The 17,888-nt window shown below is 44.9% G+C and carries 10 protein-coding genes; 3 read left to right on the top strand and 7 right to left on the bottom strand.

Annotated features, from left to right (window positions below):
• Positions 1 to 1,134: 1,134 nt before the first annotated feature.
• A complete protein-coding gene (locus AAAT87_RS11295; RefSeq protein ID WP_228112958.1) occupies positions 1,135 to 1,890 on the top strand; it encodes a Bax inhibitor-1/YccA family protein in 756 nt (251 codons plus the stop codon).
• Between the two features lie 182 nt (positions 1,891 to 2,072).
• On the opposite strand, the gene AAAT87_RS11290 is transcribed toward AAAT87_RS11295, so the two are convergent.
• From AAAT87_RS11290 to AAAT87_RS11260, 7 genes are all read right to left on the bottom strand, one after another.
• Entirely contained in the window at positions 2,073 to 2,750 is a 678-nt protein-coding gene (locus tag AAAT87_RS11290; protein WP_349226468.1) for a helix-turn-helix transcriptional regulator, read from the bottom strand.
• A gap of 261 nt (positions 2,751 to 3,011) precedes the next feature.
• On the bottom strand, positions 3,012 to 6,641 hold the full coding sequence (locus tag AAAT87_RS11285; protein WP_349226467.1) for a GH92 family glycosyl hydrolase: 3,630 nt from the start codon (positions 6,639 to 6,641) through the stop codon (positions 3,012 to 3,014).
• A 28-nt stretch (positions 6,642 to 6,669) separates the two neighbouring features.
• Positions 6,670 to 9,384: a GH92 family glycosyl hydrolase gene (locus tag AAAT87_RS11280; RefSeq protein WP_428848581.1), complete on the bottom strand. Its 2,715-nt coding sequence runs from the start codon at positions 9,382 to 9,384 to the stop codon at positions 6,670 to 6,672.
• A 55-nt stretch (positions 9,385 to 9,439) separates the two neighbouring features.
• Positions 9,440 to 10,099 carry a DUF4468 domain-containing protein gene (locus AAAT87_RS11275; protein ID WP_349226465.1) on the bottom strand — a complete coding sequence of 220 codons (660 nt, stop codon included), beginning with the start codon at positions 10,097 to 10,099 and terminating at the stop codon, positions 9,440 to 9,442.
• 99 nt (positions 10,100 to 10,198) lie between these two features.
• A complete protein-coding gene (locus AAAT87_RS11270; protein ID WP_349226464.1) occupies positions 10,199 to 11,830 on the bottom strand; it encodes a RagB/SusD family nutrient uptake outer membrane protein in 1,632 nt (543 codons plus the stop codon).
• Positions 11,831 to 11,853: 23 nt separating this feature from the next.
• Entirely contained in the window at positions 11,854 to 14,829 is a 2,976-nt protein-coding gene (locus AAAT87_RS11265; protein WP_349226463.1) for a SusC/RagA family TonB-linked outer membrane protein, read from the bottom strand.
• Between the two features lie 134 nt (positions 14,830 to 14,963).
• The gene (locus AAAT87_RS11260; protein WP_349226462.1) at positions 14,964 to 16,328 is read right to left on the bottom strand and encodes a glycoside hydrolase family 28 protein; all 1,365 of its coding nucleotides are present in this window, start codon (positions 16,326 to 16,328) and stop codon (positions 14,964 to 14,966) included.
• 350 nt (positions 16,329 to 16,678) lie between these two features.
• Here AAAT87_RS11260 and argR point away from each other — a divergent pair, with 350 nt between their 5' ends.
• Together argR and AAAT87_RS11250 are read left to right on the top strand one after the other, a co-directional pair.
• Positions 16,679 to 17,164: an arginine repressor gene (gene argR, locus AAAT87_RS11255; protein WP_089544439.1), complete on the top strand. Its 486-nt coding sequence runs from the start codon at positions 16,679 to 16,681 to the stop codon at positions 17,162 to 17,164.
• 64 nt (positions 17,165 to 17,228) lie between these two features.
• On the top strand, positions 17,229 to 17,834 hold the full coding sequence (locus tag AAAT87_RS11250) for a GNAT family N-acetyltransferase (protein ID WP_295024292.1): 606 nt from the start codon (positions 17,229 to 17,231) through the stop codon (positions 17,832 to 17,834).
• Positions 17,835 to 17,888 lie beyond the last annotated feature (54 nt).

The following is a 17,888-nucleotide window of genomic DNA, read 5'->3' as shown; positions in this document are numbered from 1 at the left end:
CGAATATCCTTTTCGTTTATTGAAGCTTAGTAAACCTGACTTGTCAATTACTTGACGGTTCGTTTCTTTTACCCAGTTTCTTCATACTCCCTATATAATAAGGTGTAATCCAAAACCGCTTCTTGTACTACTTGTCTGTTTATGTAAAATCTTTCAAAGAACTCTTTCTTATGTTGCTAAGAGAAAGTGTATTTCTCAAAAGCGAGTGCAAAAGTACTAACTATTTTTCATTCCACCAAATTTTTCGAGAAGAAAGTTGCATTTTTCTCTCAAATTTAACACTTCTAAACACTTTTCGCGTTTCAAATCCATTCTTCTCCTAATTATATATATACGCGCGAAAGAACGTTTGTGCTCGGACACACATAAAAGAAGATGCATTCTGGACTTTTCTACCAAATGTATAGAGAACTACTTTTAAAAATACTCTTCACTCTTCACAAAACAGGCTGAAACCCCGATAAACACTGGGGGTGTGGGAGGTGAAGAGTGGTGGTGCACTCTTCACCACTCTTCACAACTCTTCACCCAAACCATTTTAGGAAAAAAGAATATCAGGCAGGCAAAGGTTCCGTCACCTATGATGACTAAGCCCTGGCATAAATGATGACCAAGTCTTAGCATAAATGATGACCAGCCCCTGACATAAATGATGACCAAACCTAGGAAGAAAAAATAGCTGAGCCTTACGATAAGTGAAGAGTGGTGAAGAGTGGTGAAGAGTGGCGGTGCACTCTTCACCTCCCACACCCCCAGTGTTTATCGGGGTTTCAGCCTGTTTTGTGAAGAGTGAAGAGTAAAAGCAAAAGTAGGATATTTACGAGCAAATCGCCTCTGATTATAGGCTGAGAGGAGTGGTCGAACCGAAGTGATAGTCCTGAGGTATTCTTTCTCCCGACGTATCGTTTCTTGCCTGGCAATGGCACAAAGTTGCCCTGGCAAGGGGCAATATCTTGTCATAACCAGGCAATAAGAGGAATAAGGCTCCGTAAAATTACGGAATAAATGTTAATAATGAGCAGATATAATGGCAGATTCAAGAAATGGCATTATCTTTGCACCCGTTATATTGTGGCATAATCAGCTTTGCCATCAAGAAACAATAAAAGATCAACTAAATTAGAAATTAGAATTATGACAGAAAAAGAAATGTACAATCTGATAAATAGTCAGAACGGACAGTCAAGCAATGGCTTCGCTGTCAACGAGAAAGAGCGTGGATTAAGTGGTGTATTCTCCGCACTGATGCGCAAGGTTTATACTTGGATGACATTGGCACTCGTCATTACTGGTGTTACTGCTTATGGTGTTGCCAGCAGTCCTACCCTATTGATGACCCTGATGACAAGCCGCGGTTTGCTCTTCGGCCTTATCATTGCAGAACTCGCTTTGGTATTCATCATCACCGGTGCCTTGAACCGCCTGTCGCTGAGTACCGCCACTCTGCTCTTCATCATCTACTCAGTACTGAATGGAGCGATGCTATCTTCGGTATTTGCAGTATATACAATGACCAGCATTGCCAAAGTCTTCTTCATCACCGCCGGCACATTCGGAGCGATGGCCTTCTACGGATACACCACCAAGAAGGATCTCACCTCTCTCGGCAAGATTCTCTTTATGGCCCTGATTGGTCTGATTATCGCCACCGTAGTCAATATGTTCCTGAAGAGTTCCGGATTTGAATACATCTTAAGCTATGCGGGTGTAGCCATCTTCGTAGGTCTGACAGCCTGGGACAGCCAGAAGATCAAGATGATGCTCCAGACTCAGTACGATATGAGCGAGGGTGCTCAGAAGCTGGCTCTCATCGGAGCCTTGACATTGTATCTCGACTTCATCAACCTCTTCCTCTACCTGCTGCGTATTTTCGGAAGTAACAAGGAATAAGAGAAGCATCACTTAAAACGCAAAAAAGAGTTTTAAGATCATCATAAACAAAAGAAAGGTTGGCCTGCCCTCTTCGGGGTAGCCAACCTTTTTTGAAATCTTCCCCCACACCCCGATTCTTCAAGGAGTCATTGCGTAAATTCTGAAGAGTCATTGCATCAATTCTCCTGATTAGCTTATACTTACATTTGCGCACGATATTCATTAGGCGAACATTTGTGTGCAGCGACAAAAGCCCTGCGAAAAAAGCGGCTCAGATAAGTACGATTCGTACCTACCATACGCGCCACATCCGACAGCTTAAGCTTAGGATTGAGATAGATCTTCTCCTCTTCGAAAAGCTGCCGCACTGTCGCCGCCAGTCCTTGAGCCACATTTCCATCGTCCAGGCCATCACCAATAGGTCCGGCATCAGAATCTGTCAATTCATCAATAACCGACTCATGCCTATAGACAAAATAGCATATAAACATCCATATAGCCAAAGACAACACCATGTAGAGATCATCAAAATCTACATTGATGACAAAGCAGCTCATCGTCCAGATAATCAATATCAGGAAACAACTGCTCAGGATAGCCAGAAGCCAGTTGAGATTGATGTTCTCCTGATAAGAAAACCGCTCCTTCAGCTGGCGATGGTAGCGCCTGATGAGGAAGAACATCACGACGAAAGTGGTAAGACCATAAACAGCTCCCCACACCGAAAGGATGTAGAAATAGATATTGTTGCCCGTCACACAATAAATGGCAGGAAGCAACACAAACGGCAATTCCAGCATCACCGCCTTACGCCAGGTAGTCCATCCCGGCTTCACCAATTCCATCAGCACAAAGCTGTAGAATGGTATGATAAACATATCGGCAGCCGATATGAGAAACCAGTTTTCCTCATTGTCGAAGCCTGTGAAATAGAAGAATAGAATATCCTTCAGGCACTATGCATCTACTATCAGCATCAAGATCATGATAAGGCGAAAGAGCCTGTCACTGCCCTTACGCCAGAACATCCATGCCATCATGGAAAAAAACATCATGCTCATGCCATAAACGAATCCAGTTATTCATCCATAAGTTACTTATCATTTATCAGTTCAGTATAATAGGTCCGGCAAAATGGGTTATTTCATCTGGAAATGCAATTCTCCACCAGTCAATATCTGCTGATGAGAGAGGCGATAATCACCCAAAGGCTTCCCATTGAGGGTTACCGACTGGATGAGATAATCATCCATGTGCTGGCGATCAGCAGAAAGAATGAACTTCCTGCCGTTTTCCAGATTCAGAGTAACCTTGTCAAAGCTTGGAGTACCTATATAATAATAAGGTGTACCCGGACATACAGGATAGAATCCGATAGACGAGAACACATACCATGCCGACATCTGTCCTGCATCATCATTTCCCGACAATCCGCCCGGCGTATCATTATATTCGGTCTGGAGAATATGATGTACCCGCTCCTGCGTTTTTTCCGGAGCCCCGGCAGCGTCGTAAAGATAGGCTACCTGATGACAAGGTTCATTACCATGCCAATACCATCCGTTATCAAACATCTTGTCCAGTCGGGCTATCACCTTCTCGTTGCGAACAGGAATTTCACCCTTCTTCTCCATCTTCCTTTCCATCTTTTCTATCTGCTTTTCCTGCTTATCCATCGGTTTACTGTTTCTGATTACCTCAAACAGTCCTTCCGGATTCTGCGGAACATACCAGGTATAATGACAGGTAGCACCCTCGGTGATGTAATTCTTGCGGTGCACCAGGTCTTCATTATTCTCCCACTTTCCGTTCTCGTATCTGCCATCCGCCCATCCCGTAGCAGAATTGATGACATTGCGCCAGTTTTCGGAACGGCGCATCAGATCATTGTAATCCTCCAGATACTTCTGGCGCAGAGCGGCATCCTGACAGGAATCATGCAGAGCCTTCGCCATCTGTGCCACGGCATAATCATCATAGGCATATTCCAGGGTACGGGAAGTCTGCTCGTTGGTATGAAAGGCTTCCTCCACCATATCCTCCAACGGAATATAGCCATTATCCATATACGACCGGATGGCACGGCGCCCCTTTCCATCCCGATAATCCTTCGCCAGATAAGGAGTAGAGAAAGCGTTGAGACGCATACCCTCGTAAGCCTTGGCTGCATCAAAATTGCGAATGCCCTTGACATACGCATCGGCAAGAGCCGCACCCGAATGATCTCCAATCATCGCTGCCGTATAACTGTTCCAGCATGGGAAGATAGGCATCCAGCCACCCTCCTTGTACATCTGAACCAGAGACTGCATCATCTCGCCCGACATCTTCGGAGTGATGAGACTATAGAGCGGCAACTCTGCACGATAGATGTCCCACATGGAGAAATCGCCATATTTGCGGAGATAAGAATAGGCAGGAACGGCATAGCCCTTGGAACTCAGGGTAGCATTGCCCATCTTCACGGTACCTGTAGAAAACTCCGGATAATCGCCATTCACATCACTCATTTCATGAGGGAGGAAGGATGCACGGTAGAGAGCACCATAAAACTGGTTGACCTTGCCAGCATCCTTGCTTTCCACATCAATGGTATGAAGCCGGTCACACCAGATTCCGGCAGCATACTCCATCATGCTGTTGAAATCCAATCCGCCATACATATAGTTTTCTGCATTGAGATTCTCCACTGCATTGTCGCGGGACGTAAAGGATGTACCCGACATCCACTCCATCGCCTTACCCGATCTGCCACGGAAGGTGAGCCAGGCGCCAATGCGTGGTTTACCCTGCACCTTCAAACCTCTTACCATCTTTCGGTCTCCCTCGAAAACGCCGTAATCCACCAGGTCCTTCTCATCGTAAGCCAAGACGAAATGTCCGGAGAAACCAGCCGGTTTTCCCCATCCCTGATAGATGCGATGCACCGGATTATAACCATAAACTATATGATTGATGGTATCAATCTCGATGTATCCCTGTCCCTCATCGCTGTTCGGATTGATGACAAGATGAACCAGCTCATCCTGTTCCGGAGTAACACGGAGGAAGGAGGTATGACTCAAGGCTGTCATCTCTGCCTTCAGATGTTCATCCTTCAGACGAACAGCATAGTAGTGAGGATGAGAGACTTCATCTTCATGGCTGAATGCCGTAGCTCTCTGTTCTGGCTGCAGACGGAGCTTTCCACCAAGCGCAGCCACCGTGAAAGAACCATAATCCTGCGTACATCCGCCCACCAGCCAGTGGCTGCAGCGGAAGCCCTGCAGATGGGTATCCTTATAATAATAAGGTGCGATACATTTCTGTTCTGTATCCTGCGTCTGAGGAGTCCAGAAGTTCTGACCATTCGGAACGAGAACTGCAGGGATGGTTTGTCCATGTTCCTCACTACCCTTTCCGAACATGCCCGCAGTCTGGGTATTTGCCTGTGCCGTACCCACCATCGTATTGATGGCATTGAGCTGGCGGATATGTTCCAACCGATGAATCCGCTCATGCATTTCCTGCTTCCAGGCATTCCAGGAATAGTAATGCGTACCATAGATTACCTGACCTACGGGAGAAAGCATGATATCCCGCTCATTGAGCATGAACTTCACCAGCACGCTATCCTTCGCATTCTTATAGAATATCATCTGGAGATTGGCAGCCATCGGAACTATGCGATCCATCTTTTCCATTTCATCTCCCAAAACCACCAGACTAGCCTCTTCACGTGCTCCTGCCGGAGGAACATTTACATCAAAGAGAAGAGACAGAAGACGGTAAAGGGCAGTATCATGACCAAAGCGAAGCGTAGCCGATGACTTGACAGAACGCAAAGCCCGATCTGCCTCCGCCTCGATATTCTGCCATAAGGAGATAGCACTACGGGCAGGAATATCCTCATTCGTCGCCACGGTACCATTGTTGATGGTCATCCGAAGGTTATTGGCTTCATAGATGGCACGGAACTCATCATCGGTGAAAAGTGCATTCAAGCCATCTTCTATATCCTGTGGATAAGAAGAGAAATTCAAGCCTACATCCTGAATAGAAGAAACCACCGTATGCATCTCGGTCATCAGCTTCAGGGGTTCATCCACCTTAGAGACATCCTTAAACAACTGAAGAAGGAAACGGCGAGGTGAAACCTGAGCCTGCACATGGGTACGGTTCTCCAAAGCCTTCACTTCGGGAGAGACATACGCTATCCAAGCCATATCGGCAGAATCGGTCTTGACATCCAGATTCAAGCCTGACTGGAGGGTATGCAACTCAGAAGTAAAAGCCTGCATACTCTTGGCGCATCGATCCACCACACTGGAACGAGCCTTTACCGCATTGCCCGCAGCAAAGATCTGCGGATAACGCTCAAACATACGATGAGCGATGCCCTGATGCTGAAGAGCACCCAGCTTGCTCAGTTTTCCACCATTACCCTTGGCATTCTCCCATACACGCTGCAGCATTCCCTTCACCTGTAAGCCAAGCGGAGTGAGATTACTCTCATCTTCAAAATGCTTGCAGATCCAGACATACCGGTCATCCTTCGGCATCCAACGGGAACCATGGCGACCGTAATGGCTGATATAAAAGGGTGCATATCCCTGAGGAACATTCAGAGAATCAGACAGCACATAGGTAGCCGTACCAAAAGTTCCTGTCTTGGCAGAAGGACCTTCCGGATAAGCATAATAGACACCACCCATCTGCTGGCGGGTCTGAGCCTGCAGCGAAAGCACGCAAGCCAAAGAGATATATAATAATGATACTTTTCTATTCATATAATAATGAAACGGAGAATACTCCCATTTATTGTTTTTCCAACCTCCAATCAATACCTAAAGGATTTCCATCCATACGCAGCACCCAAGGGAGACCGAGGTCCACAGCAATCTGCATCATAGTTCCATCCTGTTCTGCCTTGACGGTAATGCTCTTTTCATCTGCTGATATTTTCCGCCATAAAATCCCGTTATAGACAAAGGATCCGTTTGCCTGAAGCTGGCGCAGCGCCTTTCGGGAGATAAACAGAAAGGTGCCGTCACGCATACCCCTGTTGGAACTCATATCGCATACATAGAGATTCCTGCCTTTCTGTGGACTATCCCAACAGAAACCATCAGCCTCATCCACCACCTTGCGAGGAATCAGATAGAGAGATTGATTACATTTCAGTATAAGCGTATCAGCCATACTCGTTGAATCTACTCCTACCTCCCAGTTACGGTACTGTCGGTTGAGAATGAAGCGGGCCACATACTGCGTTGGAATAGTTATCAAATACTTATCCACAGGCTGTGCAAAAGCTGTGGATTTCTCTTTTTCTTTCATTATCAGCAGTTTCTGCGTTTTATCAACACCCTTTTCCTCAGTTTTAAAATCAGGAAGAACAAGTTTTCCACCATTTATCAACACATCGTGAGTTATGAACATCTGCTTCCACAGCTCTCCTTCTCTCACCACCTTCAGGTCCTTGCCATTCGATAGATGGATGGTATATTCAGGAATCATGGGCGAACCAATGATATAGAGATTCTGACCGGCTATCGGATAGAATCCCAGCATATTGAATACGAGCCAGGATGACATCGCACCCCCATCATCATTACCCGGCAAACCGCCAGGAGAATCTTCATAGTTATCGTTCACGATCTGCTGGATTCGCTGAACGCTCAAGTCTGGGCGCCCCACCCAATGATACAGGTAAGGAGTCATGAAGCTCGGTTCATTCGCCACATTGAAATGGCCATTGGCGAAGAAGGTGTCCAATCGTCGGATGAAAGCGTCCTTTCCTCCACAAGCCTCAATCAGTCCCGGAACATCGTGCGGAATACTGAGACTATACTCAGCCGACAAAGCCTCGTAGAAGAAGGTTGACCACCATGGAAGATACCAGGGCGCCACCTTGGTATCCGGATAATAAGGAATCACAGGATGATAGACCTTCGACTTGCCCCAAGGCACAGAGTCGAGCCATCTGCCATCCGCATTTCTCGGCATGATAAATCCCTTCATCCCCTGCCATTCATAATCAGAACGCCAGAGGTTGCGCCAGTTATGCGAACGCTTCATATACTTTTCGTAGAGTTCCGGAAAACCCAGTCCTTTTGCCACCTGGGCAATACACCAGTCATCATAGCTATACTCCACGGTACGATTGCCGGCACGGTCTATTCCATACGGAACATAGCCCAGCGTATTATATTCCATCAATCCACCTCTGCCATGTTTTTCCTCAGGCACACTGCCCACAAAGCCATCATCATCCGTTGGTGGCACTTCGGCATCCTTGATCATCGCCTTCAGCGCCAGTTCATAATCGATACCCTTCATTCCTTTCGCGAAGGCATCGGCTATGACAATATCCGCATTACTGCCACCCTGCGTTCTGCCGTTCCAGTTGCCACTTCTGGCATCAGGCATATAACCGTCATGCTTGTAGATATTGAGCAGGGAATTGATCATATCACGCTGCTGCGGTTCCTCTATCAGCGTAAGCAAAGGCATGGAAGTACGGTAAGTATCCCAGATGGCATAGTAATCATCATAATAAGGCGTAGCGGAGAAATGAGGGTTTTCACCCGACTTATCCACAGGCATCAGCATCGTATGATAAAGAGCTGTATAAAACATCCGCTTCTGCTTTTCGGTTCCTGCGATTTCTATCTTTCCCAACTTTCCGTTCCAGGTTTTCCGCACATTCTTCAACTGGGCATCGAAGCCGCAGGCAGGGATATTCTTCCTTGCCTGGGCAATACTGATATGCGAAATACCAATCTTCAGATTGACGGTACTTTTCGAGAAGGCAACATCCAATCTTGTCTTTGATTCCTTCACCTTATTATATAGAGGCGCATCGCCATTAGCTAAAGGGACATCGCTATTAGATAAAGGCGTATCGCTCTGCAAATAGAAATAAACGGTATAAGGACCTCCATTGTTCCAGCCACCCCTTACAGTACTCCATCCTGAGACGGCATATTTCCCATCACAAGTAACATACGAATCCACATACTGCTGAGTTTCGCGCTTATCTGGAATCGTATCTATACCCAGGAAGGTAGCCACATCTATCAGGAGTTTTCCCTTCTGTTTTCTGCCATAATCCAATCGATAGAAGGCACAACGTTCTGAGGCGGTAATCTCCGTTCGGATTCCATTCTCAAAAGTACAGGCATAATATCCCAAGGCAATCTTCTCATCCACCCGTTTCTGGATGATTTCCCCTGCATCCAAGAAAGGCTGGATAAGAATATTACCATACTTCTGTCCACCCCCGGTTCCGCTGACGTGCATCTGCGAGAATCCCTTGACAGGCTCAGGCATCGGCGCCCATCCTGCATTCGGCATAGACACGGCATCCGGTCCCGGCTTCGCCATACCGTATGGCATACAAGGACCGAGAAAAGTTCTACCCAATCCCTCACTTCCGATACGTGGATCAACGTATCGGGAAAAATCTTGGGCCATTGTCATCAAGAAGCCAAAGGCAAAAAATATAACTAAGAATACGCTTCTCTTCATACGTTTTAATTAATAAATGCGCCAAAATCTTCAAATTTACCACATTTTGGCGCAGCTATAACGCCATTTGAATGCGATTCATCAAGACCTCCACATATCCATGACTCATCACCAATGCCTTGCTGGAAGTTTTCTTGGTTCCATCTTTCTTCGCAAAAGGGAAACAAACATTCAGCGACCATGTTTCGTTCACAGTATATGGGGGATGCTTGTCGAAATCCTCATCCAGCATGGCACTCCAAATACCATCATCAACTTTCGTCACCTCATAATTTGGAACGACAATCGTCAGTTTGACCTGTTCATCTTTGATGTCGCAACGCACAAGAGGGCGAATATTGACACAATAAGAGGAATAACCACCCGAGTGATAAGCAATGCCAGGCAAATAACCCTTTGCCATGATAACCCCTAATTCCTTGTCTGCCATCTCTATCGATGAACTAGCATTGCTAAAGGTTTTCAGAAACCAATAATTCAAATCGACAAAGAGTTCATTTTTACTCTTACCTCGCACCGAGATTGTTTTCTCAAACGTCAAAGCATTGTCCTTGTCCAAGGTATCTTTTTCGCCAAGATAAAGCGCAATGTCTTTCCATCTTTTTCCATATTGATTAATCACGTAGGTCTCGACCTCTTTACGGTTCAATGTTTGAGCATCTACAGCTAGCAAGCCTGCCAACCACAGTAATAACAACAATAGATTTCTTCTCATAATCAAACAGTTTCATCAAAATGAAACAAACTTCATCTAACAATTAGAAAAAAGGGAGTGGCAGAATCCACCACTCCCCCTTTATCATCATTCAACCGATTAATATCCAGGATTCTGTTTCCACTTAGGATTTGTATCCAACTGATTTCCCTTATGCAATGGGAAGATACGATGAGTCTTGTCAAAATTCGCATTTTCGAAGCCTTTCTTGTGGAAGCAATACTCATCCTCGAAATGACCAAAGCGAATCATATCCATACGACGAAGGTTCTCATCAAAGAACTCACGACCACGCTCCTCATAAATTTCATCCAAAGATGGAGCATGATCAAGCTCCGGTGCATGAACGTATGAACGAATCTGATTGAAAAGACTAAGAGAAGTATCTCCACCAGTTGCCGATGCACCACGTGCAATTGCCTCAGCCTTCATCATCAATATGTCGGCATAACGAATCAGAGGTATGTCGTTAGACTGATTACGACCATTTTTAAAGTCCTCATTGCTAACAAACCATTTCACAGAACGAGCACCTTGGCGCCATCCTTCCACATTGTCTCCAACATCAAGCTCAGAGCTCTGCTTCACTAACTTAATGTTTGTTTCCAACACCAATGGATTACCATTGCGATCCTTACAAATCTGGTCGGTAGGCAGGAGTGTCTCCGGGTCATATACATGTACTGTACCCTGAAGCACCATCGTATTACGCTCATCACCTTCCAGATTGAAGCGAGCAGCAGCCTCAGGAGTTACAGTTATATACGCACCACCAGAGTTAGACATGGCTGTGCCATAATAACTAGGAGCCAACTTTTTGATATCCTTATAAGAATGTGAACGACCATACTGCATACCTGTGGCATCCAATGTATGGTAAGGCATTACATAGATGAAGTCCTTAATTTCTCCCTTCTCCACCAACTCGGTATTATTAGGAGCAAACTTGAAGCGATAAGCTGCAGGTCCCAGGGCAAACTTACCTGCATTGATGATCTTATCACAAGCCTCTACACAGGCATTCAACTTTTCATTGCTGTAATTGGCTGCATCATATTGATCAACGGAAGCTGCTGTATAAACAGGCCAGTTGATATACAAGCGAGCCAAAAGACCGTATGCCATATACTTATTCGGCTTGCCATAGTTCTCTCCGGTAGTTTCCTCTGGAAGTTGATCTGCTACAGCCAGAAGTTCACTCTCTATCCACTTGGCAACATCTGCGCGAGGCTGGCGGGCAGTAATATCCACCCCATTCTTCTCGCAATAGACCTTATCTACGATAGGAGCATCACCAAAGTTGTCCATTTCCAGATAAGTGAAGTAAGCACGGACGGCACGAGCTGCAGCCACATACTTAGGATCAGCATCAGAATCGATAACCTCATTGGCTTTCACAACACCCTCACCCAATACATTCATCCAGTCAATGGTAGCGCACTCATCTGTAAAATTATGCAAAGACGTATTGGCGTATGCATAAGTATCCAGCCAGTTTCCACTATACGACAAAGCCGTAAACTCATCACTTGACAGTGCCTGTGCCTCCATATAACGGCGACCAAAGCACTCTCTCATCTGAAAATAGATACCTGCCATCTTGGAAACAATAGCCTCCTCCGTACCAGGATATTTCGTATATTGAGAATCTACCGGTACATCCAAGTCTGTACAACTCACAGCCAAGGTAGCCAAACCAGCCGCGAACAAAGTCTTCATATTTAGTTTCATATTCTAAGCGTATTTAAATGTTGTTAGAAATTGATTTTAGCACCCACCATAATCGTACGAGTATGTGGATAATTACTCCAACGATAATCTACACCAGGGTCGATTCCACCAAGATTAACCTCAGGATCCAAGCCCTTGTAGCTTGTAATCGTGAAGACATTATTGGCATTAACATACAACTGAAGGCTGTTCAACCATCCGTCCAAATTGCGGAAAGTATAACCCAAGGACAAGTTCTGCAAGCGAACATAAGAGCCATTCTCTATGAACTTATCTGATGGAATGTTAGAACTGGTATCAGTTGCCGGACGGTCGGTAATAAACTCCTTCAATACATTCTTGCCACCAGCAAAGAAGTCTGGTGCAGTATAGTGAGCTCGGAGGCCATTATAAATCTTATTGCCAAACACACCAGTAAAGAAGAAGGAAGCACTCCAGTTCTTATAACTGAAACTATTGTTCCATCCCACATTCAACTTTGGCTGTGCGCAACCCGTGATTGTACGGTCTTCAAATGCTGGCGACTTAGTAGTCTTACCATTGCGCTCACCTGTAGCCTTATCATGCTCATAATAGACAGAAATACCATCCTCGTCGTAACCAGCAAACTCGTAGGTGAAGAACGTACCCAAAGGCTGACCTTCCATAATCTGCTGTGTATAACCATAGGCAGACACGCCAGCCACCATAGGATCACCCTGAGTAAAGGTTGCTGTACTATACTTCTCATTAGTCAACTTCTTTACCTTATTCTTATTATGAGAAAGGTTCAGAGTTGTTGTCCATGTAAAATTCTGATTCCGTACAGGAATTGCATTGATAGAGAACTCAATACCACGATTGCTGATTTCACCCACATTGGCTACGATAGTACTATAAGGATAAACGAAAGAAGATACTGGATAATTCCAGATCAGATCCTTGGTATTCTTGTCGTAATACTCGATAGAACCATTGATACGACCATCGAAGAAGGCATAATCCAAACCAATGTTCAACATACTGGTTTTCTCCCACTTCAAATCCGGATTAGCTAACTTGGTAGCCACCAATGTAGCATAATTCTTACCATTGATGGTAGATACAGAACCATTCGCGCCATAGGTAGCTACAGCAGTATATGCACCAAATCCCAGAGCATTACCACTTACACCATAACCCACACGAAGCTTCAGGTTAGACAGTTTCAAGGCATCCTTCAAGCCATCCATGAATTTCTCTTCAGTGACATTCCATGCTCCTGATACGGATGGGAAATATCCCCACTGATGACCATCACCAAACACAGATGATCCATCGCGACGAATGGTAGCCTGCAACATATAACGGCTATTGTATGAATAAGACAGACGACCATAGAAAGAGATATTACGGACAGTCTCCTTCGTACCGCTCTCCACAGCAGTCATGCCATCAATGGTACCAGCATACTTCAACTGATTCCAACCCAATTTATCATCGAAGAAATTATGAACGGTCAGTCCAAAGCCGTCATTGTTAACACGCTCCTCCCAAGAGTAACCTGCCATCAAGCCCAACTTATGTACCTTATTGAAAGTAGCATCATAGTTGATGTATGTCTCGAAAGTCTGGTCATGTCCTTGATATGTGCTACGGTTGGCACGTCCCTGATAATCGCTGATACCATTGAGCTGGGTGTTATGAGAATCGTATGCACTATAGGTACGCTGCTTATTGCTATACTGATAGTTGACATTCCAAGTCAAACCCTTGACAATATTAGCCGTAGCCTTTGCGATAAACTGCATACGTTTCCACTCGAACTCAGAAGAATCCTCTGCAATGAGGGATAGCGGGTTATAGTTTTTAGAGCCATCACCCTTACTCCAAGAGCCATCCTCATTTCTAACAGGAGTTGTAGGGTTAAAATAGTTCATTGCATCCAGTACAGAGCCGCCCTCATTGTTCATAGGCACTCCCTCGTGCTTACCATACATGGCATTCAAGCCTGCAGAAAGGTCTAAATGGTCTTTCAAAACCTTAGAACTTACCAAAGAGCGGAAATTGATACGATGCATATCAGTTCCCTTGATGATACCCTCACGATTGTTATAATTCAGAGAAGTCATATAGGTAGTCTTCTTGCTGCCACCATTGATGGAAAGGTTGTGGTTATGGCTGATACCTGTACGAAGTACCTCCTTCTGCCAATCGGTAGAAGCTCCATAGTCATAAGCATAATCCAAATTGTTAGCCTTTACATAGCCCCGAATATCATCGGCAGAAGCCATATCCAAAGTCTTGGAAATATGGTCGAAACCTACATAACCCGAGTAGGATACGTTCACACGCTCCTGATTGTTCTTGCCTTTCTTGGTGGTAATCATAATCACACCATTAGCTGCCTTGGAACCATAGATAGCTGTAGCAGAGGCATCACGAAGGACATCAATGCTCTCGATATCGTCAGGAGCCACCATTGAAATATCCACTCCCGGGATACCATCTATCACATAATAAGGCTGCATAGCCTCTCCGGTTCGAAGAGAGGAAGCACCACGAAGAGTCATGCTGGTAGAACCACTAGGGTCGCCAGAAGAAGTTACCACCAATCCTGGCACCTTACCCTGAAGCATCTGGGCAGGGTCTGTATAAACACCCTTGTTCAAATCCTTAGCATTCACTGTTGTGATAGAAGAAGTTACATCCTTACGACGCATCGTACCATAACCTACCACAACCACCTCGTTGAGGGCAGTGTTATCTTCATCCAACACAATCTGACTATTGCCACTTGCCTTAATGGTCTTTGACGTAAATCCAATGTAAGAGAGCTTCAGCTTCGCTCCCGGCTTCACATTCAAGGTATAGTTACCATTTATATCGGTAACCGCACCATTGTTAGTACCCACCTCCATGACGCTTACGCCTATGAGAGGTTCGCCATTGGCATCTTTTACGGTACCGCTGACCTTACTTTGTGCAAATGTGAGTGTACTCACCAGCAGAAGGGCGGAAGAAAGCAATACTCTTTTCATGATTCTTCCATTTGTCTTTTGTACTATTTGCATAACTTATTAGATTTTGTTATAAATAATCGGATGCAAAGGTAGTACTACCTTATTACACCTGTTTAAGATTTTAGTTTCAATTCTATTAAAAGATTGTTTTTCTAGTCATCTATACCGAAAGTTTTTCCTCCATAGTTTACTTTCGGTCCAACCTGTACTCGCAGATCATCAATCTCTACATCCCTGGCATTCTCCACATAGACTCCATATACCTTATTATATATAAAGCCCTCGCCACGACATGGACGCTTGTCATACACGCCGCCATCATAGCCTGTCAGTTTCTTCAAGTTGAGATGTACATTGTTGAGATAGATATTGTTTACCTTATCCGGAGTATCTCCGCCGATAAAGCATCCGTTTTCTGAAGTGGCATAAATATGATTGAAGTAGATATGACTCACCTCGCCACATCTTCCTACCGTCTGACCTTTAGGGAATCGCCAGTTGGCATCCTTGTGATTTCCATTGGCACGAGGGTAAGAAGTAACGTAAATAGGTTCTGCCTTGCCCCACCATACATCGCTCCACAGCTGGCAATCCAGAATGATGTTAGAGAAAACCACATTGCTCACGGTTCCCTCATCACGGTTCTGAATACCGAGACCACGGTTGCTACCCTTGATCACGCAATTGTCGATAACCACATTATAGATGGAATCCATATTCTCGCTGCCAATCTTCACAGTACAGCTGCGGCTCTCCATCACACAATTCGTTACAACGATATCGTGGCAAGAACCATACTCTTCAAACTCACGGCGGTTTTTCAGGCAGATAGCATCATCGCCACTGGTGATATGACAGTTGGCAATGCGCACATTCTTGCTATGATCGATATCAATACCATCACCATTACGGATCTTGAGATTGTTGAGCAGATTGATGCCGTCAATCACAGCTCCATCGCAACCGATGAGATGCACCGTCCAGTAAGCACCTTCCCGTATCGTAATATCACGGATATTGAGATTCCTGACTCCCATCAGGGTAAGCACATGCGGACGGGGATCGAAAGTAGTGACCGGTTTGAGCTCGTAACTATCAAAAAGTTCAGCCCCCATAAACTTGATACCATTGCCATAAATCGTACCATGCCCAGAGAACGAAAGATTCTCCACATCCTTCGCCCATATCCACATCATACCCTCACCCTCATTCTTACCGAAGGCGCTGAGATGATAGATACTCTCATCGGGATTGGCTTTCCAGACGGAATTGGTTTCCAGAACGATGTTCACATTCGATTTCAACTGTACGGGGCCTGAAAGGAATGTATGATTGGCGGAAAAGACCACATCTCCCCCTCCGGCATTCGTACAAGCATCCACAGCTTTCTGAATGGCGATTGCGTCATCACTGATTCCGTTACCTCGAGCACCGAAATCCATCACATTGAAGTTACGACCATAGAGAATACAGGGTATGGTTAGTAAAATCAATAAGTGTAGCGTTAATTTATTCATTGGCTTAAAGATTAGTTGCTGCAAAAATAAACAAAAAAAACAATAAATGCAAGTTTTTAAGTAAAAAAGATGCAAGAATCAACAAAAAAAACTTCTTTTATTCCTGCAACCCACTTTTATAATGATTTCAAACGTATATATAATGCCAAAGGAAATACCAGAAAACAAGCCAAAGCTATTCGACACTGTATCCCAGACACACAACACGCATATTTATACTGCATATTTCCTGCATATTCCTATCATTCTACAACAATTTATCGTAAATATGCAAATTTTATACATATTCTCTTGGTGTTTTCATATATTTATTGTAATTTTGCAACCAAAAACGAATAAAAATACAGCGTATGAAAGTAAAGAACAACAGATTAGAAGCATTAAAGATGCTTATCTCTAGCCAAGAGCTAAGTTCGCAGGAACAACTCTTGCAAGCTTTGCACAAAGAAGGATTTGAGATAACGCAAGCCACATTGAGCCGCGACCTCAAGCTGCTCAAGGTAGCCAAGGCTGCTTCATCCAGCGGAAAATACGCATACGTCTTACCCAATGATGCACTCTACAAACGTGTCACTCACCCTATGTCCATCAGCAAGATGGGACTGAGTACAGGATTTCAATCCATCAATTTCTCAGGCAACATGGTAGTTATCAAGACACGTCCGGGATATGCGAGCAGTATCGCCTACAACATCGACAACAGCGATATTCCTCAAATCCTTGGAACCATCGCAGGAGATGACACCATCTTCCTGGTCAAGAAGAAGGGTACTACAGAAGAGGAAATCATCGACATCTTGTCGGAAGTGATTCCGGAACTCAATCATAGATATTAATTGATGGTTGACAGGTATTAAAACAACAGATTACAAATAAGAACATTCAAAATATAAAGAGAAAATGGAAGAAGTTAAAGTAATGGTGGCTGACGAAAGTCACATCAAGTACATCGACACCATTCTGACTACAATTGCAGAAGCTGCAAAGAAGCGTGGTTCTGGTATCGCCAAGCGTTCACCAGATTATGTTGCCACCAAGATGCGCGAAGCCAAGGCTGTCATCGCTCTCCAGGGCGAGAAGTTCGCAGGTTTCAGCTACATCGAAACATGGGGCAACAAGCACTATGTCACCACATCAGGTTTGATCGTTCACCCAGACTTCCGAGGATTGGGATTGGCAAAGCGCATCAAGAACCTGACCTTTACACTCGCCCGACAGCGATGGCCTCATGCCAAGATTTTCTCTTTGACATCCGGTTCGGCTGTCATGAAGATGAACACCCAACTGGGGTATCTTCCTGTTACCTTTGCCGACCTGACCGACGACGAGTCATTCTGGCGTGGTTGCGAGGGTTGCATCAACGTGGATGTCCTCCATCGTACCAACCGCAAATACTGCATCTGCACCGCCATGCTCTTCGACCCAGAAGAGCATCTGCCTATCAAGCTTCCTCAGGAAGTGATTGAGAGAATCCGCAAGATTGACGGTCCATCTGCAGAAATTTAAATCCTTACATATAATTTAAGGTATTGGCAAGAATGCCATCTAAACATTATTCAC

It is taken from the genome of Segatella sinensis (genome assembly GCF_040095255.1).
GTDB lineage: Bacteria > Bacteroidota > Bacteroidia > Bacteroidales > Bacteroidaceae > Prevotella > Prevotella sinensis.
Note: the sequence above shows the minus strand (reverse complement) of the source record. Positions and strands in the feature narration are given on the sequence as shown.

What these genes read in the sequence shown, in the direction of transcription:
- AAAT87_RS11295 (WP_228112958.1), top strand. Translation starts at nt 1,135, where the DNA reads ATGACAGAAAAAGAAATGTACAATCTGATAAATAGTCAGAACGGACAG.
- AAAT87_RS11290 (WP_349226468.1), bottom strand. Translation starts at nt 2,750, where the DNA reads ATGTTTATCATACCATTCTACAGCTTTGTGCTGATGGAATTGGTGAAG.
- AAAT87_RS11285 (WP_349226467.1), bottom strand. Translation starts at nt 6,641, where the DNA reads ATGAATAGAAAAGTATCATTATTATATATCTCTTTGGCTTGCGTGCTT.
- AAAT87_RS11280 (WP_428848581.1), bottom strand. Translation starts at nt 9,384, where the DNA reads ATGAAGAGAAGCGTATTCTTAGTTATATTTTTTGCCTTTGGCTTCTTG.
- AAAT87_RS11275 (WP_349226465.1), bottom strand. Translation starts at nt 10,099, where the DNA reads ATGAGAAGAAATCTATTGTTGTTATTACTGTGGTTGGCAGGCTTGCTA.
- AAAT87_RS11270 (WP_349226464.1), bottom strand. Translation starts at nt 11,830, where the DNA reads ATGAAACTAAATATGAAGACTTTGTTCGCGGCTGGTTTGGCTACCTTG.
- AAAT87_RS11265 (WP_349226463.1), bottom strand. Translation starts at nt 14,829, where the DNA reads ATGAAAAGAGTATTGCTTTCTTCCGCCCTTCTGCTGGTGAGTACACTC.
- AAAT87_RS11260 (WP_349226462.1), bottom strand. Translation starts at nt 16,328, where the DNA reads ATGAATAAATTAACGCTACACTTATTGATTTTACTAACCATACCCTGT.
- argR (WP_089544439.1), top strand. Translation starts at nt 16,679, where the DNA reads ATGAAAGTAAAGAACAACAGATTAGAAGCATTAAAGATGCTTATCTCT.
- AAAT87_RS11250 (WP_295024292.1), top strand. Translation starts at nt 17,229, where the DNA reads ATGGAAGAAGTTAAAGTAATGGTGGCTGACGAAAGTCACATCAAGTAC.